The organism is Nocardiopsis sp. TSRI0078 (assembly GCF_001905145.1).
Taxonomy (GTDB): domain Bacteria; phylum Actinomycetota; class Actinomycetes; order Streptosporangiales; family Streptosporangiaceae; genus Nocardiopsis.
In genome coordinates this window covers 366,135-387,305 of the sequence record NZ_LWLB01000023.1, presented here as the reverse complement: position 1 = coordinate 387,305, position 21,171 = coordinate 366,135, and the positions used below count along the sequence as shown (strand labels likewise).

The window sequence follows — 21,171 nt, the reverse complement described above, 5'->3', positions numbered from 1 at the left end:
CAGGACCCGCGGTGTACCCCCTCGGGCGGACCGTGCGGCTCCAGGCCTCTGGAGGAAGGACCATGTTGACGTTGAGTAGGTCTCCGATAGCGTCGCCCCCGCGGATGCGAGGGCGGTTACTGCGGGTCGTCATCGCCTGCGTGATGGCCGTGGTGGTCGGCGGTGCCGGCGCCGTGGTAGCGCCGACGCCCGCCGCGGCGGCGACGGTCGACACCGACGCGTGGTACGTGCTGGTCAACCGCGGCAGCGGCAAGGCGTTGGACGTGTACAACCAGGCCACCGGCGACGGGGCGCGGATCACCCAGTGGGCCCGCAACGACCAGGACCAGCAGCAGTGGCGGTTCGTCGACTCCGGCGACGGCTACTACCGGCTGCGGTCACGGATCTCGGACAAGGTGCTGGACGTCCACGACTGGTCGACCGCCAACGGTGCCGGCATCGTCCAGTGGACCGACCACGACCAGGCCAACCAGCAGTTCCGGTTGGAGGACTCGCCCGGCGGCCACGTCCGGCTGGTCAACCGGCACAGCGGCAAGGCCGTGGAGGTACAGGGCGCCTCGAACGCCGACGGCGCCGACATCGTGCAGTACGACGACTGGGGCGGCGACAATCAGCAGTGGCGACTCGTCCGCGTCGACGACGGGGGACCGGGCCACACGTGCGCCCTTCCGTCGACGTACGACTGGACGTCGACCGGCCCGCTGGCGCAGCCGAGGCCGGGATGGGTCTCGCTCAAGGACTTCACCCACGCCCCCTACAACGGTCGGCACCTCGTCTACGCGACGAACCATGACACGGGAACCTCATGGGGCTCGATGAACTTCGGCCTCTTCGACGACTGGTCCGACATGGCCTCGGCCGACCAGAACCCGATGCCCTTCTCCGCCGTCGCGCCGACGCTGTTCTACTTCGCCCCCCGGGACGTCTGGGTGCTCGCCTACCAGTGGGGCGGACCCGCCTTCTCCTACCGGACGTCGACCGATCCCGCCGACGTGAACAGCTGGTCGCCGGCACGGACGCTCTTCGACGGAAGCATCGCCGACTCCTCCACGGGACCCATCGACCAGGCGCTCATCGGCGACAGCACGCACATGTACCTGTTCTTCGCCGGAGACAACGGCAGGATCTACCGGGCCAGCATGCCCATCGGCGACTTCCCGGGCAGCTTCGGCTCGACCTCGGCGACCATCATGTCCGACAGCACCAACAACCTGTTCGAAGGGGTCCAGGTCTACAACGTCGAGGGCGAGGACCGGTACCTCATGCTCGTCGAGGCGATCGGCGCGCAGGGAGACCGCTACTTCCGCTCGTTCACGGCCACCAGCCTGGACGGCACGTGGACACCGCAGGCCGCCACCGAGAGCAACCCCTTCGCCGGCCGGGCCAACAGCGGCGCCACCTGGACCGACGACATCAGTCACGGCGAACTGATCCGCACCGACCCCGACCAGACCATGACCGTTGACGCCTGCGATATGCAGTTCCTCTACCAGGGGCGCTCCCCCGACTCCGGCGGCGACTACGGACTCCTGCCCTACCGGCCCGGTGTGCTGACCCTGCGGCGCTGACGGGGAGTGCCGGACTGTGGGGTCCGGGCTCATAGCCGGTGGTGCCGCCGGGCGCTTGCGCACAGCGCCGGGTGGTGGATCTGCCGAGCCTGCCCGCCGGGCCGGGGGCGCGCCCACACGCACGGACCGAAGCTCATCGGTTCAAAGCCCCCGGTGCGGCGGATCCCGGCTTCAAGGGGGGCCGGTGGGAAAGGCGGTCCCTGCGCACTGGTTGAGGTTTGACTGTTGGTTCCGGAGGTGGAGCCCGGTGTGAGTGGGGAAAGCAGCCACCGGGTCCGGGAGGCGGTGGCTCTGCGTATCCGCCGGCCGCGGTGCCCGGACGGCTCGGCCCACGGGACCGGTTCGGCGATGTCACCCGAAGGACTCCGCCGAGGAACGGATACGCCGTCGCGTCCCGTAGCGCGAGCAACCTCGCGCAAGGGCGTTGGCCAGGGCCGCGGCCCCGGCTTTCATGGAAATCGGAGGCCGTCGCACATCCCGGGACGCGTACGGCCCCGAGCACCGGACCCCCATGTGCTGAGGAGGAGGCCGCGATGAATGACGACGGCAACAACTAGGAACGAAGGCACGACGGCGGCGGGGCGGCTCCTTCAGGGCCGCCCCGCCCTTGTATGTGCGGGAGGAGTCGCTGAGCTCAGGTGTCGGTCTGCCGGACGCGCCTGGCCACGTCCGCGAGCCAGGAGTCGTCGGCGCGGGTGTGGTCGTGGGAGGACAGGTAGCCCTGGTAGCGGTCGAAGTAGCCCTCGATCGGTGAGGCCACCTCGCGCCAGTTCTCGCCCTGGTTGCCCGCGGTTCCGTGCATGGGGAAGAGCTTGGCGTGGGCGTGGTCGACCCCGTAGCCCTCGTACATGATCCCGGTGCGCGCCACGTCGGGGAAGGCGGCGTCCAGGCGTCGGGCGACCTCGCGGGCGGCCAGGTGCAGGGCCGTGTACTCCGATGGCTCCATCTCGACCACGTAGCTGGTGCGGTGGGCCCTGGGGATGACGACGGAGAAGCCCTCGGTGTTGGGGAAGATCGACAGGAACGCCAGGTGGTCGGCGTCCTCCCAGATCCGGTGGGCGGGTGCCTCCCCGGACACGATCTTGCAGAAGACGCACCCTGGGTCGCGGTCGGCGTTCATCGGACTCCTTCGCTGGAGGGGCGCGCATCGGCGCACGTGGCACAGGCGGGGTCGCGTTCAGCGGCCTGCCGGTCGAGGGCGGGGTCGTGCGACCACACTCCCACGCGGCGGTTCAGTGCGGCCGGTGTGCCGAACCCGCCCAGGTGGCGCAGCACGTCCAGCGCGGCCAGGAAGGAGGCCAGCATGTTGACCGGGCCGTTGGACGGTGCCTGGTAGCGCCCGTTGACCCGTGCGACAAGGTCGGCCAGCTCGGCGCCGTCTTCGGGAGGGCGCGCGGTGAGCTGCTGGCAGTCCCAGCATCCGGTCGCCCCCGGCACCACCAGCGGGCCCCACAGCGCGCGGTCGCGTACGGATCGGCGTATCGAACCGAAGCCGAGGAACAGCGTCGCGTCCTGGACCCCGACGCGCACGTACGGGGCGAGTACGCGCGGGGGGTCGTGGTGGACAGCGTCAGAGGGCATGGCCGGCACCGCCTTGGCGATCGAAGGCGAAGGGAACGGCGCGAGCGTAGGCAGGAAGTGCGCATAGGGGCCGGGGATTGCGCGAGATTGCGTCCGCCGACTCCGCCGACTCCGCCGACTCCGCCGATCCCTGCCCCGAGCAGTGCTGCCCGGGGATACTCGTAGCGCACCCCCTGAACCGAGGAGGACCATGAAACTCCGCAAGCTCGGCACGACCTCCCACGGCGGGAACTGTCCCACCCCGTACGAGACCGACGGCGGCGGCATCGTCGTCCAAGGCTACCGGCTCACCGACCCCGAGGCGCTCTCCCAGCTCGCGGACGTGCTCCCCGACGAGGAGTTCGTCGTGGTACCCCGCGAACTCCTGACCCGATTCTCACCGAAGGAGTAGCGTGTCCGACCTCGTATCCGGAGAGGACTTCGACGACCTCTTCCGGCGGTACCGCCACACCGCCTGGCGCCTGGAGACCCGGACCTTCTACGGAGTCCTCCACGAGAACGAGCCCTTCCGAGGAGGTGGCGGGGCTTCGGACGCACCACACCCAGCGGCTGCGCGTGGAGCACGCGCTGGGTCACGGTGAGCCCCATACCGGGTAGGTGCCCGGGGCCGGAGCCTGGCCGGCTGCCCCCGCCGCTGTGGCGGGCGCCCGAGCCCGCCACCTCGCCGACAGGCCGGTACAGGCGGTGGAGCCCTGCCCCGGTTCACCCTTCAACGGTGTCAGACCAACGGAAACTCTCCCTGGCCGCTGCTTCGGGGGCCCTTGCGGACCCCGGGTGGGACGGGGAGGACCCGGGCCCGTTCGAGTTCCCCCACCGTGATCAGGGGCCCCGTACGGATCCGTTCGAGGAGGTCCCGCTGGCGCGGTTCCAGGTCCACCAGGCGGGTGAGCACGGTGATCAGGTGGAGGAGCTGTTCGGTGAACTCGGGCGTCCAGCGGTCGGGCCGGATGTCGTCCAGGGGAGAACCCCTGCGCACGTGTCTGGGGTCGCGTTCCCTCGCGGTGAACCACTTCCTGATGACGTGCATACCGCCCACCTCGTACTCCCAGGCGGCGGTCTCCACCGGGGCGATGATCCCCTCGCCCACATGCAGACACGGACCCCCGGGGCCCCGGCCGCCGTCGTGCCGGATGCGGTCGGGCAGGTGGCCGGGGCGGTCGGGGATCTCCCTGAGCACCTGGGGGCGGCGCGGCCTGGGGAGTCTGGGCATGTGCGCGGGGCGCCCCGCCCCGGGGTCGCGCATACGGACGCCGTAGGTGTGCAGCCACACGACCTCGCGGCCGAGTTCCACGGCCCCCTCCCATAGTTCCGGGTCGGCGGTGAGGGGGATACGGACTCCGGGGGACCGCAGCTCCTCCCGGAAGGCCGCGGTGTAACCCGGGTGGGCCGCCACGGCGGCGAGGTAGGCGACGACGTCCTCGGGGCCGACACCGCGTCCCAGACGTTCGGCCAGGTGCGCCAGCAGGCCCGGCGCGAGGTTGGGAGAGCTGCCCGAGGGGTCGCGGTAGAGCGGCAGCACACGGCCGCCGCGGCCGTTGAAGTAGTGCACGTCCGGAACGAGCGCGCTGAACAGGAGGCCGGGTCCTGAGGAGATCGCCTCCGCGTGCTGTTCGACCACGTGGATCTGGCGGTCGCCGTCGGCCGCCCACAGGCTCGGGCGACGGAAGTCGACGTATCGGGGATCGGCCGCCATGTGCTGGTGGCCGAAGGCCCGGTGCGAGATCAGGGCGGTACGCGGGGGGACGCGGTCCTCGGCTACGGCCGGTCGGTCGGGGAACCGACGGCGGACACTGCGGTCCCGAGTGGCCTTGAACAATCGGTCCTGGTCCTCGGGCCGGGCGCTGGAGAGCCGTTCCCACCGCCGGTTGAAGGTCGCGCGGTCAGGGGTGATGACCCACGTCCGGTTGGTGGTCACCCCCGGGGACCGCCACGGCATCAGGTCGCCGACGGCGGGGAGGAGGTCCCACCCGCCGTGTCGCGGCTGGAACGGGTCGGTCCATCCCCGGGGACACTCCCGCCAGCTTCCTCCGTCGAGCCGCAGCCCCTCGTCGTGTTCGAGCGCGGCGAACTTCTCGGCTCGCAGCCCCTCGACACCTGTGTGCCAGATCCGGGCGGGGACGTCGGGTCGGGCGGGCCCGTAGCGGGCGAAGACCCCGATACAGACCGGTTGCTGCACCCCGCCGAAGACGCGGGTGTTGGCCGCGGGGCGGTGTCCCTCGGGGGAGAGGTCGACGATCCAGCCCTCGTCGGCGGTCGAGCGCAGATAGCGGCGCATACCGGCGAAGGCGTCCCCCGTCAGGTACGCGGAGGTGCTGACGAAGGCGACGACGCCGCTGGGCTGCTCGGGGTGCGCGTCGAAGGCCTTCCACGTCGCCCAGCGCCAGAAGTAGAGGCTGACCGCGGAGAGTTTGTAGTCGAGGCCGCCCCGACCCGCTTCCCGGAACTCGTCCATGGACGGGCGCGAGGCGACCGGGTCCCCCTCGGGGGCGCGACGGCGCTCCAGCCAGGGGGCGGGGTCCCGCTGCCTCGCGTTCTCGATGTAGGGCGGGTTGCCGATGACCACCATCACCGGAGTGGAGCTCTTGACCCGGTTGGCCTGCTCGCGGAAGTACACCAGGTCGTCGTAGCGCCGCCCGAAGGACTGGTAGTGGTGGTCCGGGTCGTCCAGGGTGTTGCACAGGAACCGCCGGTGCTCCTCGGGGACCTCCGCCCCGTACTGCTCGTGGAGCTGTTGGTGCAGCCTGAGCTCGGACACCGCGAAGGCCGCCGTGCTGCGTTCGAAACCGACGAGGCGGTCGCGGTACAGGTCCTTGAGGCACGTGCGCGTGTGCACGGGGCCGAACTCCTCCTCCAGGTTCCGGCGGGCCCGGTCCATGGCCGAGGACAGGAACGTCCCGCTTCCCATCGCCGGATCCACCGTGGTCACCGAGCGGTCGGCGAAACCGAGCGGCAGGCCCATCCGCTCCCGCAGCACCGCGTCGGTGAACTCCGTGAGGAAGTCCGCCACGGGGGCGGGTGTGTAGTAGGACCCGGAGCTCTTCCGCAGTGCCGGGTCGTACCTGGTCAGAAAGGTCTCGTACAGGTCGGCGTGTGCCCTGGGGCGTCCGCGCGTCATCCGGGGCCAGTCCACCGCCTCCAGGACCCGGACGAGCGTGGGCAGGACGGTGAGGGTCCGGACGTCCCGGGACTCGGTGAGCAGGGAGAGGGCCTGCCCCAGGAAGGCGTGCCGTTTGCCCAGGAGCTCGCCGATGCCCTCCAGGTCACGGCCGCCGAAGTCCACTCCGTCCTCACGGGCCAGGATGAGGGAGAAGGTGACGGTCTGCGCGTAGACGTCGGCGAACTCCCGGTCGGGTTCGAGGTGGGGGAAGAGGAGGTCGCGCCATTCGTGTGCGAGGCGGGTGAAGGAGTCGCCTCGTCCGCGAGCCCGTTCCTCGGCGAGGATCTCGGAGACCTCCTCGCGGAGCTGGGCGCACAGGCCCGCCACGCGGGTGATCAGCCGGTCGAGCCCGGGCTCGGTCTCCGGCTGCCAGAGGAGGAACTCGCGGACCAGGTCGGTGAACGCCGGGTCGACCTTGGGGAACCTTCTGCGCACGGGCACCAGGTCGGGTGTGCGGACCGTCCGCAGGACCGGGGTTCCGTGGCGCAGCAGGGACCACTCGGTTCCGTTGGTGTAGAGGACGTTCGGCAGGTTCTGGAACTTCCCCCACTGCTCGCGGTCGCGTCTGTCGGCCAACCTCTCGGGGGGAATGGGCTTCCCCGGGCGCTTGAGTTCGATGTATCCGACCCTGCTGTGCGGGCCCCGGTCCATTCCGGTGAGGTCGACCCCGAAGTCCGGTCTCGCCTGGAGCCCGGGGAGGGGGACCTCGCCGTAGACGCTGTTCGGCAGTCCCAGCGATTTGCCCATCCTCTCCACGAGCACCTTGAGGGGTGCCCGGAGCTGTTCCTCGTCCTCACCGCCGCGTCCCAGGACCCGGACGACGTCGTTGACGAAGGCCTGGACCAGGTGGTCGGTGAGACCGTGTCCCAGGCGGGGGTCTCTCCTGGGGTCGGGGTTCTGTTCGGAATCGTGCGGCAGCGCGGTCATCGGACCTCCGGGCTGGGCCATTCCAATCCGCCATCAGAAGACACGCGCCATTCCGGAAAGTCAATTGTTCACACTAAGGTCTAACTCGGGTGGATAAGTCCTGTGATTCCCATGGGTTTTATGGGTCGAATGGAATGGATGATGCGGCGCCGGAGGGGGTTTTCCGTCGTTGCCGATCACTACCTTGAGTTCCGGTGAAGAAGCCCCGTGTGAGGAGTGGATCCGTGTACAAGCCCGTGGTGGTCGCCCTGCGGCGTGATCCGAGGTACGCGCTGGAGGAGCAGCTGGAGCAGGTCATGGCCCCCTTCGTGCCAGCCCCCGAGAACCCGGAGCGCGTCTCCCACTGCGACGGCTGGTGGATCGGTGGGCACTGGACCGGGCACTTCCTCAGCCGCCATCGGGACCACCCCGACCTGGTCAACCCGCTCGGCTTCCCCGACGCCTCGCCTCTGGCCGGGTACACGGCCTGCGACGGCGGTCCCAAACGCCTGCTCGACCTCGATCGTCTTCTACGCGCCGCAGAGGAGGAGGCCTGGCGCCGGTGGCCGACCCGCTTCGCCCGACTCTTCGGTCTGTGCGGACCCTGGAAGTTCGTGCCCGCCGACCCTTCCCGCGAGGATGTGGACGCGCTCCTCAAGGGCGACCCCGAGTTGCTCGCCCAGGCGCGGGGCCAGGCCCTCGTCCGGGAAGGGCTGGTCACACTCGAGGGGGAGTGGATCGACCCTGACCGGGCCCAGCACGAACGCGAGGCTGCCTTCGCCCGGGCCGACGCCTACGTCGACTCCCTGGACGAGGACGCCTGGCTGGTCTGTCTCTCGGTTCACTTCTGACCACTTCTGACCGGCCGGCGAGTCGGCCAGCCGGGTGGGCAACGGGTTGTGGGCGATGCCGGGCGGGGGAGAGGGCTGGCGGGTGTCTGCACCTACACCGACGCCCGGCACGTCATCGTCTACGGTGACGGGGATGTGCGCCGCACGTCTGAGCTGCCCGCGCTGTCCGCCGCCGGGCGGGAGCGCGCCGACCACGGCGGCACGGCGGAGGGATTCCCCTGGAGACCGCTCAGGCCTGGCGCCAGCGGAACCTGCTGTCCTCGGCGGTGGTCGTGCACTGCATGAGGGTGCCCGCGGACGTGTACCCGTACTGCCAGTGCTGGGAGCAGAACGCCCCGGGGTGGACCCCCTGCACGTGGGACGGAGCCTCCGGTTCGGGTTCCGGTTCCGGGGCGGGTTCGGGCTGCGGCTCCGGCTGAGGAGCGGGTTCCGGGGCGGGTTCCGGCTCCGGTTCGGGTTCCGGCTGGGGCTCCGGTTCGGGTTCGGGGCGCGGGTCCCCGATCTCGTCCGGGCATTCCTCGTCGGGACCGACGACACGCACATGCACCTTGAGGCGGTCCACGTAGGGCGCCGTCCTCTCGGCCTCCCCGGGGGACTGCGCGCACACCAGGTGGTCGTCGGCCTCCTCAAGGTCCGGGGCGTCGACGCCACCGAACGCGGACGCGACTCTGAGTCCGGAGATCCCCGCTCCCTCGACCCACTCCCGGGCCTCGGAGACCGTGCCGTCGACGAAGCCGGGCAGGTCCGGCCACTCCTCCGACGCCTCGGGGTCGTCGGGGCAGTCGGTGCCCGCCGGAGCGACGTGCAGGTCGACCTCGGTGTCGTCGGCCTCCTGGGCGCACACCAGCATCGCCGAACGGTTCCACGCCGGGGCGTCCCCGGCGGCGGCGAGCCCGACCGCACCCAGGGTGAAGTCGGACTCGTCGAGTTCCTCCTCCGCCTCCGGCAGAGGGAGCCCGACCAGGTCGGGCGCGGTGGGGGTCGGCGACGCGCTGGGAGAGGGCGGCGGCGCGGCCGCCACCGATTCCGTCTCCGTCTCCGACGGGCCGACGAGAATCCCGATGAACAGCAGGAACAGGAAGCCGGACACGACAATGGATGCGCATCCGCCGCATCCGATTCCGATTTTCGCGACGAGCGGCAGACCCGGCTTCGGTTTCGATGACAGGGCAGGCTGGGGAACGGTCATGGATACTCCAGAATCCACATGGGGCAAGGCGGACAGGCACCAGGAGTCTGGAGTGCGGGCTGGTGCGACCGGCCTGAGCGAAGCTATGCCAATCGCGTGTCAGATTTGCCGGAAAAGCACAGATCATGCTGATCGTAATGTGAAGGTTACGGGGGATTGTCGGTGCGCGGATCACCGAAGAATCCCCGCGAAGAACCCCTTTTGTGCAGGTGGCGGGCGTTCCGCCCCGAGCCGCGCACCCACGGGCGGCGGCGCCGGACCCCGGTCGGGAACGGATGCCCGCCGGGGCGTCCGTCAGCCGGGCTCGTGGGCCCGCCTCAGCACACCGAGGGCGATGAGTGCCTGTGCCGTGACGTAGGTGGCCATCACCCAGAAGCCGCCCTGCGGCACGTCGAAGTCCGGGACGAAGGCCCGCAGGGCGATGAGGGCGTCGGAGGCCAGGAACAGGGCCCCGCCGACCGCCGTCCAGGCGTTGACCCCGGTGGCCGTGACCGCCATCAGCCCCAGTACCAGCCCGTACAGCAGCACGGGGACCAGCAGCACGCCGGCGTGCGGGGCGCACACCCACACCAGGGCGGCCACGGCGCCGGCGTAGGGCGCCAGCAGCCACCGGCGGCGGTGGAGCACGCTCGTGGCCCGGTAGGGCCAGAAGGCGACCACGTACACCACCTGTGCGACCAGGAAACCCGCCACCATAAGGAGGAACGCGGTATCGCCGTCCGCCAGCGCGGGTAGGGAGTCGCCCAGCCAGGAGAAGGCCAGGGCGACCAGCACCAGCACCACCAGGCGGGGCCGGGGGCGTTCGGTGGCGGCGAGCACCACCAGGGCCAGGGCGGGCATGAGCAGGACCTGGGTCGGGCGGTCCCAGGCGTGAAAGCCGAACAGCTGGACGGCCAGGTGGACGGCGGCCAGGGCGAGGAAGGAGGCCAGCAGGGCGCGGGCGGGCAGACACGGGGGGATCATCCGGGCATCGTAGGGCCGTGCTCCGGAAGGGCCCGGTCCCCGGGTGGTCCGTGGGCTGGGGCCTGAGCACCCGGCCCTGCCGGAGCAGGTGGGCCACCCCCGCCCGCCGTGCTGAACCAGGGCGGACGGCCGCGCTATCGCGCCGGGTAGGTCCCCGGCGCCCTCGGGGTTGTCCGGGGCCGATTCGACGACCGAAGATTTGTTGTCGACTGTGTTCACGCGCAAGGTGTGTGCTGTGGAGCCAGTGGCGCCGCGGGAAGCTCCCGATGATGCGACGGCGGCGCGGGCCTTCGGGTTGACCGGCTCGGTGGTCCCCTCAGACAGGGCTCTGGCCCCGAAACGGCCCGGGCGTCCACTGTGGTGGACCGTGCGGCGGGTCGCCCCGTCCCGGGCGATGCCACCGCCGTAGGGCCGGTGACCGGCATGGAGTAAACGCCCCGCGCCCCATGTTGTGATACCCGCCATCGCAACGGTGAGAACGAGGTGGACCGCGGTCCACAGCGGGAAGGGACGGGCATCGATGAGCCTTCGCCAGTACGAGTACGCCCTGGCCGTCGCCGAGGAGGGCTCGGTGACGGCGGCGGCGGAACTGCTGCACGTCGCTCAGCCTTCGATGTCCCAACAGATCCGCGCCCTGGAACGGGAACTCGACGTGAAACTGTTCGCCCGCACGCCGACCGGACTGGTGCCCACCGTGGTCGGCCGCGCGTTCCTGCGGGAGGCGGAGATCGCGGTGAGCGCGTCGCGGCGGGCGAGGGCGACGGCCCGGGCCGGTGCCGACGAGCTGGTGGGCGAGCTGGTGGTCGTGGCGCAGATGGGCTTCGGCACGCGACAGCTGCCGGGAGCGCTGGAGGCGCTGCGCCGCCGCTTCCCGAGGCTGGAGGTCACCGTATTCGAGGAGCCGAGCTCCGCCGAGCTGGATCGGCTGTGCCGCCGGGGCGTGCTGGACCTTGCCCTGATGGCGGCGTGCGAGCGGACCCCCGCCGACGCCCACCGCCTCGGCGAGGAGGAGTTCGTCGTGGTGCTGGGCGCCGGGCACCGGCTGCTCTCCGAGGACCGGGTCGACCTGCGCGCTCTGGAGGGGGAGCCGTGGGTGAGGTTCGACCGCGACAGCGCGCTCGACGGGGTGCTGCTGCGCGTGCTGCGGGACAACGGCCTGACCCCGACCACGGTCGCCCGGGTGTCCCAGACGGCGACGGCCGTGCGCTGGGCCGCCCACGGGCTGGGGGCGGCGCTCGTCCCGTCCTCCTCGGTGCCCCGCGGTTACGAGCACCTCGCGCGCCCGGTGGCCCCTGCCGTGGCCCGGCCCGTCATCGCCGTGGTCCGGCAGGATGCGGGCCCGGGGGAGACGGCCCTGCTCGAACTCCTGCGTCAGGAGTCCTGGCACAGCGCCGCCTCCCTCTCACCGGTGCCCTCTCAGAGTTGGGTGAAGCCACCGTCCACGGCGAGCTCGGCGCCGGCGGTGTAGGTGGCGTCGAAGGCGAGGAAGGCGGCCGCCACGGCGATCTCCTCGGTGGTGCCGAAACGCCGCATGGGGTTGTCCGCGACCCGCTCCGCCTTGAACTGCTCGGCGGCCTCTTTGGACATCGTGTGCTCCAGGACTCCCGTGTCGATGGGGCCGGGGCTGATCGCGTTGACCCGGATTCCGCGCGGAAGCAGTTCGCGGGAGAAGCTGCGGGCCATCGAGCGCAGCGCCGCCTTGCCGGCCGCGTAGACGCTGGCGTCCAGCATGCCGATGACGTTCGCGGCCGAGGTGGTGAAGACGACTCCGGCGCCCGTGCTCAGCAGCGGGGCGAGCTTGTGCACGGTGAAGTAGGCGCCCTTGACGTTGATCGCGAACAGCTCGTCGTACATCTCCTCGGTCATCGACTCGAAGGGGGTGGGGGGTGCGATGCCGGCGTTGACGAACAGGGCCTCGATCGTGCCGAGTTCGTCCTTCACACGGGTAGCCAGAGCATCCAGGTCCGGCAATGAGGACACATCGCCCTGGACCGCCACCGCGTTCTCGCCGAGCCGTTCCCGCGCGGCGTCGAGCGTGTCCTGAGAACGGCCGGTGATCACCACGCGGGCTCCGCCGTCCACCAGCAGCTTCGCCAACGCGAACCCCATGCCGCTGCCGCCACCCGTGATCACCACGTTCTTGCCGCTGTACTTGTCCATTGCAGGATCCCTTCGTTTTCTCTCAAAAATCGGTGATGCGCCCCGACGCGGGTCAGGGAATGCTTTTCGTCGGAACCGGCGTTTCGCAATGCCGTCGGCGTCAGCCCATGGGGAACTCGCCGCCGTCCAGGACGAGGTGTCTCCCGGTCAGCCAGCTCGCCCGGTCGGACGCGAGGAACAGCACCGCGTTGGCGATGTCGTCGGGCTGACCGTCGCGCCCCAGCGGTGGGACGTCGTCGGGGTTGCTCTCCGCCGGCGCCGCGCCCATGCGCGCGGACACCTCCGCCCACCGCTCCCGCGTTGCCTCGCCTCCGGGGGTGGCGACCCTGCCGGGAGCCACGGCGTTGACCCGGACTCCGAACGGGGCCAGATCCAGGGCCAGCCCCCGGCTGTAGTTCTCCAGTGCCGCCTTTGCCGCGGTGTAGTGCAGGAACGCCCCTGCCGGAGTGAGGACCGCGGCCGAGGAGACGTGCACGATCGCTCCCGAACGCCGTTCCCGCATCCCCGGTACCAGCAGCGAGTCCAGCCGCACCGACGCCAGGTAGTTCAGGTCCAGCGCGTCCTGCCACTCCTCGTCGGGGATGGCCGGGAATCCCTCGTGCGGCCGCGCCCCGCCCGCGTTGTGGACCAGGACGTCCACCCCGCCGAGCGTCTCCTGCGCGGCCGCGGCGAGAGCCTCCGCTCCGGCCCGTGTCCGCACGTCGGCCTCCACGAAGGAGGCCCCTTCCGGCACCGTGCCCGTCGCCGACCTGGCGGTCGTGAGCACCTCGGCGCCCGCGTCCAGGAGCCGGCGCACGACGGCCGCCCCGATTCCGCGGGAACCACCTGTGACCAGGGCTCGCTTTCCCGTGAATTCCTGCTGTCCCGTCCCGTTTTCGATCGTGGTCATGCCACCGGCCCTCTCGATTGTGTTTCGCTTGCTCGACGGAAGAAGGATCGACGTGCGCAGCGCGCGAATATTCGAATGAACCGCAGTGGGCGCCCCGTCGATATTTTTACGGTACGCCCAGAAAAGAATGAGACGCAAAGAGTAAATGTGAGTGGATGCCATAGAGAACTCCTATAGCCCCTCCGTGCGTGGCCCGGCCCCGCCGGCGGTGCGCAGGGGCTCTGGGGGACCGGTATCGCGCGGGTCCGGTTACGCACGCACCGCGGTGTCGTAGGAGCGCCGTAGGTGGTCAGTCAGGGGTCCCGGGCTGATGGCCTACAGCGTCGACCTCGACAGGACCTCCTCCGAGTGCACCCGGGGCGCGTCCGTGGACGACCACCGCCCGCCAGGGCGGGTACCGGCCCTTGTGGCGGTGGGCGAGTGACCAGGACCGGGTGCCGCAAGCAGTACGGAGTTCGCGAGGAGCGCCGTTGAGCGTGGAGAAGGGGTTCGTTCGGTGCCGTGGGGCACCGGGACTCGTCGGGGTGCCGCGCCGACGGCCGAAACTTGATTGTTAACTATATTCACAGACTTAGTGTGTATGCTTGATGAAGCGACGTCGTAGTGAGATCGCGAGGTTCGGGCGGCGGCGCAGGCCTCCGGGGTCATGCGACCCGGAGGTTGCCTTCAGGCAGGGCTCCGGTCCCGGAGGGGACACGGTCCCTGTCACTGCGGATCGGAGGACGCGGTGACGAAGTACGATTCCTCGAAGTCCGGCCGACGCGTCCCCCGCGCGGTCGGCACCGGCCACACCGGAAACCGCTGCGGGTATCCGGGATGCACGGACGAGAACGCGAGCATGTCCGTCCTCTGGGAGCGCCCCGACCAGGAGCACGACTTCGGGGGTACCAACCGGGAGTTGCGCTGCCGCAGGCACTGGGGCAGGGAGGCGCCGCGTGCTCCTCGGCCCCGTGAGCCCCTGCCGGTCGACCCGGGGTGGAAGGTGGTCCGCCCCGGTCGGGGCGGCGGGTCCCCGGGCGGGGCGAGGCCGTCGGGTGGCAGGTCCGGGCTCCGTACGGAGAGGTTCACCCCCGGGCCCAGACCCATCGACGTTCCCGAGCTGAACAGGATGCGCACCCGGGCGAACGGGTTCCTGGCCAGGCATCCGGAGCGGACGCTGGAGATCTGCGAGCGCGCCCTGGGGGAGGAGCGGCGGCTTCTCGCCCAGGTGGGACGGCGGATCAGGGTAACGATGGACGACTTTCGGCGGCTCCGTGCGGAGGCCCTGGCCCGGCGGCACGGGCGCCCGTGCCGCTAGACCCCCTGTCCGGAACATCCCAAGGAGGCAGTCCGTGTCCGAGAACGCCACACCGTCCAGGCTCAGCATCGACCCCGCACTCCCGGAGCACACCCTCCTGGCTCTGCGGAGAACCCCCGAGGAGTGGGAGGAGCAGCGCCGACAGATGAGGAAGTCCAGCAAGGAGTTCGACTGGATAGGGGCCGGGGCGGCGCTTTTCGTCTTCATGGGCATTCTCTTCGCAACGGATGATCCGGCTGTCGCCATCGGGGTTTTCGTGCTGATGGCCGTGGTCGGCAAAGGCGGTACTTCGATCTGGCTGTCCCACAGGGAGGGCCTCCTGGAACGCCTCCTCCAGGAGAACGCGGAACGCTGTGTCGACCCCGCGCACCTGCACGCGCGAGAGCGCGACCTGCTGGTGCGGGCCCAGCGTGCGGTCGCACGCATCCTGGGCTCGCCCCTGCACGAGAGGGGCATCCTCAACGACCGGGCGCAGGAGGAGGTGGTGCTGAACGATGTCGAGTGGAGCATCGCCCGACAGGTCCTGAGCCAGTCCGAACGGCGCCACCGCATCGGGGCGGTCCCGGTCTCGGGTGACCGCAGCCGCCAGGCCGCCGCACGCGCCCTGGCCTCCCTGGACAGGGAACAGGAGGAGACCGTGCGCCAGATCGACACCATCGTCCGGATGGCCGACCAGGTCGTCGAGGCGGAGAGGGAACTGGTCGACCGGGCCCACGCCCTGCGTCTGGACGACATACGGGTGGAGGACCCCTGGATCCACGCGGCGGCCAAGGTCGACTCCGAGTCCCTGGACTCACTGTCGCGTGCCCGTGACACCGGGCAGCACATCGCAGGCCTCCTCGCCTCCCGGGAAGGGCCTGCCGCGCTCGATACGTGAGTTCTTCGACCGGAGGCTCAGCGGCCGTCAGAGCGCCCCGGTCGTGATAACGAATGTGTCGACCCATGGCTGCCGGCCTTTGTCCCTTGTCAGGGTTCCCTGACAGTATTGTCGTAGAAGGGTCTTTGTGGAATTCGAAGAGAAGGTTTCCGCGCTCAGCGCCAAGGTGCAGAAGCAGCGCGAGATGACCCAGACCGAGGAGGCGGCGAAGAACGCGTTCGTCATGCCCTTCATCGCGACGGTCCTCGGATACGACGTCTTCGATCCGCGCGAGGTGGTTCCCGAATTCACCGCCGATGTCGGGGTGAAGAAGGGGGAGAAGGTCGACTATGCCATCATGCACGAAAACGAGGTGCAGATGCTCATCGAGTGTAAGAAGTCGAACGGTGAGTTGAGGGTCGAACACGCCTCACAGCTCTACCGGTACTTCTCCGTCACCAACGCGAGGATCGCGGTCCTCACCAACGGGGTGGAGTACCGCTTCTACACCGACCTCGAAGCGCCGAACCGCATGGACTCCAGGCCGTTCATGGTGCTCGACCTGGGCGACGTCGACGAGAGCCTCCTGCCCGAGCTGCACAAGCTGACCAAGGCCTCCTTCGACCTGAACTCGGTCATCGACGCCGCGGAGAAGCTCAAGTACATCGGAGCGATCAAGCGCACGCTGGCCGAGCAGTTCCAGGAGCCCGACGCCGACTGGGTGAAGTTCTTCGCCGGACGCGTCTATGACAAGGCCTTCACCAGGCGGGCGCGCGAGCAGTTCACGCCGCTCGTCCGAGAGGCCGCCTCGGCCTTCCTCGACGACCAGGTCAACGTCCGGCTGAAGAAGGCTCTGGAGTCCACCCGCCCGCAGGCCGAGGCGGACCCGGTCAGCAGCGAGGACGTGGCGGAGGAGGACCTGGAGCGCGGCACGGGCATCGAGACCACCCTGGAGGAGCTGGAGGGCTACCAGGTCGTCAAGGCGATCGCGTGCAGTGAGGTCAAGCCCCAGCGGATCTCGCAGCGGGACTCCAAGAGCTACTTCGCCGTCCTACTGGACGACAACAACCGCAAGCCGATCGCGCGCCTGCACTTCAACGCCAGGTCGAAGAAGTATCTCGGCACCTTCGACGCTGAGAAGAACGAGACCCGCCACCCACTGGGCTCCGTCGACGAGATCTACCTCCACGCGGAGAAGATCCGCGAGTCGGTGCGCAACTACCTGGGATGAGACCCGGGCGGCACGGCCACCGTGCCGCCCTCTTCCGCGGTGGGAGAACGGGAGAGCAGCAAGATTTCGGATGAACATGGATTCAAGCCGGCTGACTCCCGGCGTGTCGCCCTGCATCCCGAGATCGGTGCGGACCAGGCCCGGGTTCTGCGCTGTGCGCTCGAACAGCGATCGCCTCAGGAGAGGGTCGGGCGAGAGTACCCCGGGGCACCGAAGAAGCTCCTCGATGGCGGGACCCCGATAACGGTCTTCTTCCTCGTAGCCGGAGCCGTACTGATCCTCCTCCTGGAGAACTCGATCGAGGCACTTTGGGCCATCGGTCTTCTTGCGCCTGTCGTCGCTATCGTGCTGTGGTACTTCCTCCAACGTCGGGCCGCCCGGGTGGTGGAACGTGCCCGTGCTCAGGACCCCGCACATCTCGTTACCGGGTTTCGGGGGCGGTATGTGACCTCCGACATGCTCGACCACACCTCGAACGCGCTGTTCGGCCGTGCCCAGCGGGCGGTGGACGCCGTACTCGGTTCGTCGTTGCACCGGCAGGGGCTGCTTCTGGACGAGGTCCGCAACCGGGTGGTCCTGGCCGACGTCGAATGGTCCCTGGCCCAGAGCCTGGCCCAACAGACCAGGATCCGGCACAGAATCGACAGCACGCCCGTCCCGGGGGAGCGCAGCCGGCAGGCGGCCGAGCGCGCTCGTGCCGTTCTGGCGGAGGACGTCGCGGAAGTCGAGGCGCGTATCCGCATGTTGGAGTCCTACGCCGACAAGGTACGAGCCGCCGAGCTGGAAGAGCAGGACCGGCGTGCGGCCGCCGAGTTCGACGCGATCGCAAACCAGGCAGCCGAGGCCCAGGCCGCTCATCCCCAGCAGAACGAGGCGCTCGGTTCCCTGGTGCAGGCACAGAACCTCGCCCTCCAGATCGAAGCCCTCTCCCCGGGGGCCGAGGGTTGATGCACGTATGCCGGAGGCCATGGCCATACGCGGCGCCGGCAGCCGGACATGGTCAGGTATGCGATGTGTGAAAGACCCTGGGGGCGCGTCTGCGGTGACGGCGCGGGAAGCCCGCGCCCGATTCGGGACCTGCACCAACGCAGTCCTTCAAGGCCACACGAAGGGCAACGCCGACACCCCCCCGCCACCATTCGCCGGAGCTCTCGCTCCTCACCTCATCGCGGGCCTGCTGTAGCGGCCCGCGCATGCAGCACCCTCCAGGAGGCCGTGCCGGACCGGGGCCCGGCGCGGCCTTCGGTATGAGACGTACAGGCGTTGCCGGGCCGGATCCGAGGCCGCTACCGGGACGGCGGCCCCCGAATTCGCCATACCGCCGCCACCCGTGTCGTGCTCTCGATACGCTCCGTGAGGACGACGACACCGAGACGCAGGGGGCCTCTGATGCGGGAGATCGAGACGAAGTACCGGGTGGCGGATCTGGAAACGCTTCTGGTCGCGCTCCAGGCCGCCGGGGTGGAGCTGGGCGACCCGGTCTTCCAGGACGACCAGGCCTACGCCCCCGCGGGTTGGCGGCCCGAGATGGGCAAGGTCGGCCACACCTTCGCCCGCCTGCGCAGCCTGGACGGCGGTATGCACGTGTTCACGACCAAGACCCCGCTGGCCAACCCCATGGAGTGCGCCGAGTACGAGACCACCGTCGCGGACCGGGAGCAGATGCACGGCGCCGTCCTGGCCATGGGGTTCGAACCGAACGTGCGTATCGTCAAGCACCGGCGCACGGGGAGGGCCGGACGGATCGAGGTGTGCGTCGACCTGGTCGAGGGCGTGGGCGCGTTCCTCGAACTGGAACTGGTCGTCGACGACGACAGCGACGGTCTGACCGTGCAGGCCGAACTGGACGCGTGGGCCCGTGGGCTCGGTGTGGAGCTGGAGCGCACCACCGACACCTACGACACCCTGGTACGTATCCCGGCGGCCTGAGGGATCACCGCCCGTGAGGGGTGAACCCCACGCCGTCGAGCCGGGCGCGGACGCTCTCGGAGGGGTGGGCGTTGGTGTTCGACGGTAGCGGCTCCGGGGCGGCCCACAGCACCTTCCCGGCCTCGTCCGGTTCGGCAAGCCGCATGTGACCGCGGACGACTTCCCCCCGCACCTCCCTCCGCACCGGCACGCCGAGGCCGGTGCGCGGGCAGCTGCTGTGCAGGCAGCCAGTCGCAGCAGGTTCCTGTTTCGCCTGTTCAGTCCTGCCTGGCGGCGGCTATGGCGCTGTGCACGTCGTCACCGACGATTTGGCGCACGGAGGTTCCGGGAAGGCACGGATACTCCACCCAATGCGTGACCTGCTCCTCCGTGTCGCCGCCGTAGGGCTTGCGCAGCACGTCGTCCGCGTCGATGAAGACGTTCCTGATCTCAGCGCCCGTGCTCTCATCCGGATGGATGCGCCGAAAGTGCATCGGGAGAACCAACCAGACATCCTTCCCGTCCCGGTAGCGGCAGGTCACGGCCCCCAACACGGCAGCGCCTTCGTGCGGAAGGCGCTCCTCGACGTCGACCCAGTCCACCTCGACCGTTGTCATTGTGCGCAGCCTTTCCCTTGCGGTATCCGAGGAACGACGAACACCCCACACTACGCGGAGCCGGGTCGGCGCGCAGAATACCCCGGGCGACGCCCTCGTCCTCGGCTCACAGGACCGAGTCGGCGCTGTTACTCCAAACTCCCCGAAGAAGCGGATACGCCATCGCGTCCGTGTACCCGAAGCAATCCCGCGCAAGGGCGTTGGCCGGGGACGGGCATCCGCTTTCACGTGAGACGGAGGCCGCCGCGCATTCCGCGACGCGTACGGCCCCGAGCCCCGGCCTCCACGCGCTGGAGGGAGGCCGCCGTGAACGACTACGGAGGAACTGGGACGAAACGACATGGCGGCGGCGGGGCGGCTCCCCTGGAACCGTTCCGTCCCGCCCAGCCCTTACGCGTACGGGGTTCGCCGCTGGGTTCATGGAGCGGCCTGCCTGAAGCGCTGTGCCATGTCGGGGAAGGCCGCGTCCAGCAGGCGTGTGACCTCGCGAGTGGCCAGGTACACCGATCCGGTCGCGGTCACGGATCCGCGGTCCGCCGAGAGCCCACATGAGATGAGTGCCTGGTACGACCAGCGATCACCCCGCCGACAGACAGCGCCGAGCCCTTTCCCGCGGCCTGGGACAAGGGCGCGGTTCCGTTCGCGTACCAGGAATCGTTCGGGTTCGCAGGAGCAGTGCCGGCGCCTCCTTGACGCACCAGGGAAGACGGCGCGAAGCAGGATTGCGCCTTTCGTTTCCTCTGTCGTCCTTACAACATCAAACTGCACTTGGCTATCAGGGTCGTGTGCTGATTCCCTGGCCGGAATCGGCCACAGGAAAAAACGATATGACCCTTTGCCCGCCATGGGGTTCGTGTTTTTTCATGAACTGGCGAGTAACCCTGCGAGACACAAAAGGACTCCCATGACCAACACCCACCGGTCAGGTCCGGACAGGCGCAGCATCCTGCGCGGAGCCGTCATCACCTCAGGTGCCGCCGCCCTCGGCGGAGCCCTCAGTGCGGTCGGCGCCACGAGCGCCTCCGCCCAGGCGGCCAACACGAGCACCTCCGTCCAGGCGGTCAGGCCGTACCTGTACTGGCGGGGCGCCTGGGGCGCCCGCCCACCGAGCAGCCCCATCCAGGTTCTGGCCACCCCACCGCGCTACATCGTGGTCCACCACACCGCGACGCCCAACACCACCGACTACACACTCGACCACGCCCTGCGCCTGTCCAGGTCGATCCAGAACCACCACATGGACACCAACGGCTGGGCCGACACCGGACAGCAGCTGACCATCAGCCGCGGCGGCCACGTCATGGAGGGCCGCGACCGCACCCCGGAATCCATCGCGGCGGGCCACCACGTCGTGGGCGCCCACGTGGCCAACAACAACAGCACCTGCATCGGTATCGAGAACGAGGGCCTGTACACGAGCGTGGGCCCGACCGGGGCCCTGACCGACTCACTGGTGACGACCCTGGCGTGGCTGTGCGCGGCCTACGGGCTCAACCCGCACGGAGCGATCCTGGGCCACCGGGACTTCAACGCCACCGCCTGCCCCGGCAACGTGCTGTACTCGATGCTCCCCGAACTGCGCAACAGGGTCGCCCGGACGATGCGGGCCCAGGGCATCGCCCTCGCCGCCCGTCAGGAGCCGGGCGAGGACGGTCCCACCTACCCGCCCGTGCCCGAGAACGAGCCGGACCACGAGTTCTACCACGGTCCCACCCGAGGGCCGGACGACTTCACCCGCTAGGAGGTCGTACGGGTAGACGCCGGTAGCGTCCGGGGAAAGGTGACGCGGGCGCAGGCCCCGGCGGCCACGGAGCCACCGCGCTTCGTGACCGCCGGGGGTTCTGTGTTCGTACTCCCGTCATGGCTCGTATTCAGGCGCGGGACCGTACGCGACCACTCCGGAACACCCGGTCCGGTCACGGCGACGGCGGAGCCGTGGTTCGTGAGGCGTATCCGGTGCCTTGGAGGGTGGGTGACGGCGGACCGAGCTGGAGAACC

At 69.8% G+C, this 21,171-nt stretch carries 19 protein-coding genes and 1 pseudogene; 11 read left to right on the top strand and 9 right to left on the bottom strand.

The window, feature by feature from the left end:
• Positions 1 to 143 precede the first annotated feature (143 nt).
• Positions 144 to 1,568 carry a non-reducing end alpha-L-arabinofuranosidase family hydrolase gene (locus A6A08_RS16010; RefSeq protein WP_083609142.1) on the top strand — a complete coding sequence of 475 codons (1,425 nt, stop codon included), beginning with the start codon at positions 144 to 146 and terminating at the stop codon, positions 1,566 to 1,568.
• 634 nt (positions 1,569 to 2,202) lie between these two features.
• On the opposite strand, the gene A6A08_RS16005 is transcribed toward A6A08_RS16010, so the two are convergent.
• Both A6A08_RS16005 and A6A08_RS16000 read right to left on the bottom strand, forming a co-directional pair.
• Entirely contained in the window at positions 2,203 to 2,688 is a 486-nt protein-coding gene (locus tag A6A08_RS16005; RefSeq protein WP_073703386.1) for an HIT family protein, read from the bottom strand.
• The gene (locus A6A08_RS16000) at positions 2,685 to 3,149 is read right to left on the bottom strand and encodes a hypothetical protein (protein WP_338013130.1); all 465 of its coding nucleotides are present in this window, start codon (positions 3,147 to 3,149) and stop codon (positions 2,685 to 2,687) included. The genes A6A08_RS16005 and A6A08_RS16000 overlap by 4 nt, the downstream gene beginning before the upstream one ends.
• Positions 3,150 to 3,339: 190 nt before the next feature.
• On the opposite strand from A6A08_RS16000, the gene A6A08_RS15995 reads away from it, so the two are divergent.
• Positions 3,340 to 3,540, top strand: a complete 201-nt coding sequence (locus A6A08_RS15995) for a hypothetical protein (protein WP_073703385.1) — start codon at positions 3,340 to 3,342, stop codon at positions 3,538 to 3,540.
• A gap of 1 nt (position 3,541) precedes the next feature.
• Positions 3,542 to 3,661 (top strand): annotated as a pseudogene (locus A6A08_RS29255) (DUF6879 family protein); the annotation flags it as partial.
• Positions 3,662 to 3,867: 206 nt separating this feature from the next.
• Here A6A08_RS29255 and A6A08_RS15985 read toward each other — a convergent pair.
• Positions 3,868 to 7,254: a type ISP restriction/modification enzyme gene (locus A6A08_RS15985; protein WP_242422659.1), complete on the bottom strand. Its 3,387-nt coding sequence runs from the start codon at positions 7,252 to 7,254 to the stop codon at positions 3,868 to 3,870.
• A 188-nt stretch (positions 7,255 to 7,442) separates the two neighbouring features.
• On the opposite strand from A6A08_RS15985, the gene A6A08_RS15980 reads away from it, so the two are divergent.
• Positions 7,443 to 8,063, top strand: coding sequence for a hypothetical protein (locus A6A08_RS15980; RefSeq protein WP_206780077.1), 621 nt, complete (start codon positions 7,443 to 7,445; stop codon positions 8,061 to 8,063).
• Between the two features lie 229 nt (positions 8,064 to 8,292).
• On the opposite strand, the gene A6A08_RS27650 is transcribed toward A6A08_RS15980, so the two are convergent.
• Together A6A08_RS27650 and A6A08_RS15970 are read right to left on the bottom strand one after the other, a co-directional pair.
• The gene (locus A6A08_RS27650; RefSeq protein ID WP_242422653.1) at positions 8,293 to 9,153 is read right to left on the bottom strand and encodes a serine/threonine kinase; all 861 of its coding nucleotides are present in this window, start codon (positions 9,151 to 9,153) and stop codon (positions 8,293 to 8,295) included.
• 393 nt (positions 9,154 to 9,546) lie between these two features.
• Positions 9,547 to 10,215 carry a lysoplasmalogenase gene (locus tag A6A08_RS15970; RefSeq protein WP_073703381.1) on the bottom strand — a complete coding sequence of 223 codons (669 nt, stop codon included), beginning with the start codon at positions 10,213 to 10,215 and terminating at the stop codon, positions 9,547 to 9,549.
• Between the two features lie 520 nt (positions 10,216 to 10,735).
• On the opposite strand from A6A08_RS15970, the gene A6A08_RS15965 reads away from it, so the two are divergent.
• Entirely contained in the window at positions 10,736 to 11,683 is a 948-nt protein-coding gene (locus tag A6A08_RS15965; protein WP_073703380.1) for a LysR family transcriptional regulator, read from the top strand.
• On the opposite strand, the gene A6A08_RS15960 is transcribed toward A6A08_RS15965, so the two are convergent.
• Complete coding sequence (locus A6A08_RS15960) at positions 11,632 to 12,375, bottom strand: SDR family oxidoreductase (RefSeq protein WP_073703379.1); 744 nt, start codon at positions 12,373 to 12,375, stop codon at positions 11,632 to 11,634. The genes A6A08_RS15965 and A6A08_RS15960 overlap by 52 nt on opposite strands.
• Positions 12,376 to 12,475: 100 nt before the next feature.
• Positions 12,476 to 13,264, bottom strand: a complete 789-nt coding sequence (locus A6A08_RS15955) for an SDR family oxidoreductase (RefSeq protein WP_073703378.1) — start codon at positions 13,262 to 13,264, stop codon at positions 12,476 to 12,478.
• An 838-nt stretch (positions 13,265 to 14,102) separates the two neighbouring features.
• On the opposite strand from A6A08_RS15955, the gene A6A08_RS15950 reads away from it, so the two are divergent.
• From A6A08_RS15950 to A6A08_RS15930, 5 genes are all read left to right on the top strand, one after another.
• Entirely contained in the window at positions 14,103 to 14,561 is a 459-nt protein-coding gene (locus A6A08_RS15950) for a hypothetical protein (RefSeq protein WP_073703377.1), read from the top strand.
• 34 nt (positions 14,562 to 14,595) lie between these two features.
• Positions 14,596 to 15,438 (top strand): hypothetical protein, encoded by an 843-nt coding sequence (locus tag A6A08_RS15945; RefSeq protein WP_073703376.1) that lies wholly within the window; start codon positions 14,596 to 14,598, stop codon positions 15,436 to 15,438.
• 127 nt (positions 15,439 to 15,565) lie between these two features.
• The gene (locus A6A08_RS15940; RefSeq protein ID WP_073703375.1) at positions 15,566 to 16,648 is read left to right on the top strand and encodes a type I restriction endonuclease; all 1,083 of its coding nucleotides are present in this window, start codon (positions 15,566 to 15,568) and stop codon (positions 16,646 to 16,648) included.
• Positions 16,649 to 17,104: 456 nt separating this feature from the next.
• Positions 17,105 to 17,596, top strand: a complete 492-nt coding sequence (locus tag A6A08_RS27645; RefSeq protein WP_143181777.1) for a hypothetical protein — start codon at positions 17,105 to 17,107, stop codon at positions 17,594 to 17,596.
• Between the two features lie 441 nt (positions 17,597 to 18,037).
• Positions 18,038 to 18,577 carry a class IV adenylate cyclase gene (locus tag A6A08_RS15930; protein ID WP_073703373.1) on the top strand — a complete coding sequence of 180 codons (540 nt, stop codon included), beginning with the start codon at positions 18,038 to 18,040 and terminating at the stop codon, positions 18,575 to 18,577.
• A gap of 4 nt (positions 18,578 to 18,581) precedes the next feature.
• Here the strand turns inward: A6A08_RS15930 and A6A08_RS28020 are convergent, their stop codons facing one another.
• Both A6A08_RS28020 and A6A08_RS15925 read right to left on the bottom strand, forming a co-directional pair.
• Positions 18,582 to 18,722 carry a hypothetical protein gene (locus tag A6A08_RS28020; RefSeq protein ID WP_158069287.1) on the bottom strand — a complete coding sequence of 47 codons (141 nt, stop codon included), beginning with the start codon at positions 18,720 to 18,722 and terminating at the stop codon, positions 18,582 to 18,584.
• A gap of 112 nt (positions 18,723 to 18,834) precedes the next feature.
• Positions 18,835 to 19,173, bottom strand: a complete 339-nt coding sequence (locus tag A6A08_RS15925) for an AQJ64_40280 family protein (RefSeq protein WP_073703372.1) — start codon at positions 19,171 to 19,173, stop codon at positions 18,835 to 18,837.
• A 904-nt stretch (positions 19,174 to 20,077) separates the two neighbouring features.
• Here A6A08_RS15925 and A6A08_RS15920 point away from each other — a divergent pair.
• Entirely contained in the window at positions 20,078 to 20,914 is an 837-nt protein-coding gene (locus tag A6A08_RS15920; RefSeq protein WP_073703371.1) for a peptidoglycan recognition family protein, read from the top strand.
• Positions 20,915 to 21,171 lie beyond the last annotated feature (257 nt).

Bases quoted from the DNA above. Each gene is read 5' to 3' on its own strand.
- A6A08_RS16010 (WP_083609142.1), top strand. From the start codon at position 144: ATGGCCGTGGTGGTCGGCGGTGCCGGCGCCGTGGTAGCGCCGACGCCC.
- A6A08_RS16005 (WP_073703386.1), bottom strand. From the start codon at position 2,688: ATGAACGCCGACCGCGACCCAGGGTGCGTCTTCTGCAAGATCGTGTCC.
- A6A08_RS16000 (WP_338013130.1), bottom strand. From the start codon at position 3,149: ATGCCCTCTGACGCTGTCCACCACGACCCCCCGCGCGTACTCGCCCCG.
- A6A08_RS15995 (WP_073703385.1), top strand. From the start codon at position 3,340: ATGAAACTCCGCAAGCTCGGCACGACCTCCCACGGCGGGAACTGTCCC.
- A6A08_RS15985 (WP_242422659.1), bottom strand. From the start codon at position 7,254: ATGGCCCAGCCCGGAGGTCCGATGACCGCGCTGCCGCACGATTCCGAA.
- A6A08_RS15970 (WP_073703381.1), bottom strand. From the start codon at position 10,215: ATGATCCCCCCGTGTCTGCCCGCCCGCGCCCTGCTGGCCTCCTTCCTC.
- A6A08_RS15965 (WP_073703380.1), top strand. From the start codon at position 10,736: ATGAGCCTTCGCCAGTACGAGTACGCCCTGGCCGTCGCCGAGGAGGGC.
- A6A08_RS15960 (WP_073703379.1), bottom strand. From the start codon at position 12,375: ATGGACAAGTACAGCGGCAAGAACGTGGTGATCACGGGTGGCGGCAGC.
- A6A08_RS15955 (WP_073703378.1), bottom strand. From the start codon at position 13,264: ATGACCACGATCGAAAACGGGACGGGACAGCAGGAATTCACGGGAAAG.
- A6A08_RS15950 (WP_073703377.1), top strand. From the start codon at position 14,103: ATGTCCGTCCTCTGGGAGCGCCCCGACCAGGAGCACGACTTCGGGGGT.
- A6A08_RS27645 (WP_143181777.1), top strand. From the start codon at position 17,105: ATGCTCGACCACACCTCGAACGCGCTGTTCGGCCGTGCCCAGCGGGCG.
- A6A08_RS15930 (WP_073703373.1), top strand. From the start codon at position 18,038: ATGCGGGAGATCGAGACGAAGTACCGGGTGGCGGATCTGGAAACGCTT.
- A6A08_RS28020 (WP_158069287.1), bottom strand. From the start codon at position 18,722: ATGCGGCTTGCCGAACCGGACGAGGCCGGGAAGGTGCTGTGGGCCGCC.
- A6A08_RS15925 (WP_073703372.1), bottom strand. From the start codon at position 19,173: ATGACAACGGTCGAGGTGGACTGGGTCGACGTCGAGGAGCGCCTTCCG.
- A6A08_RS15920 (WP_073703371.1), top strand. From the start codon at position 20,078: ATGACCAACACCCACCGGTCAGGTCCGGACAGGCGCAGCATCCTGCGC.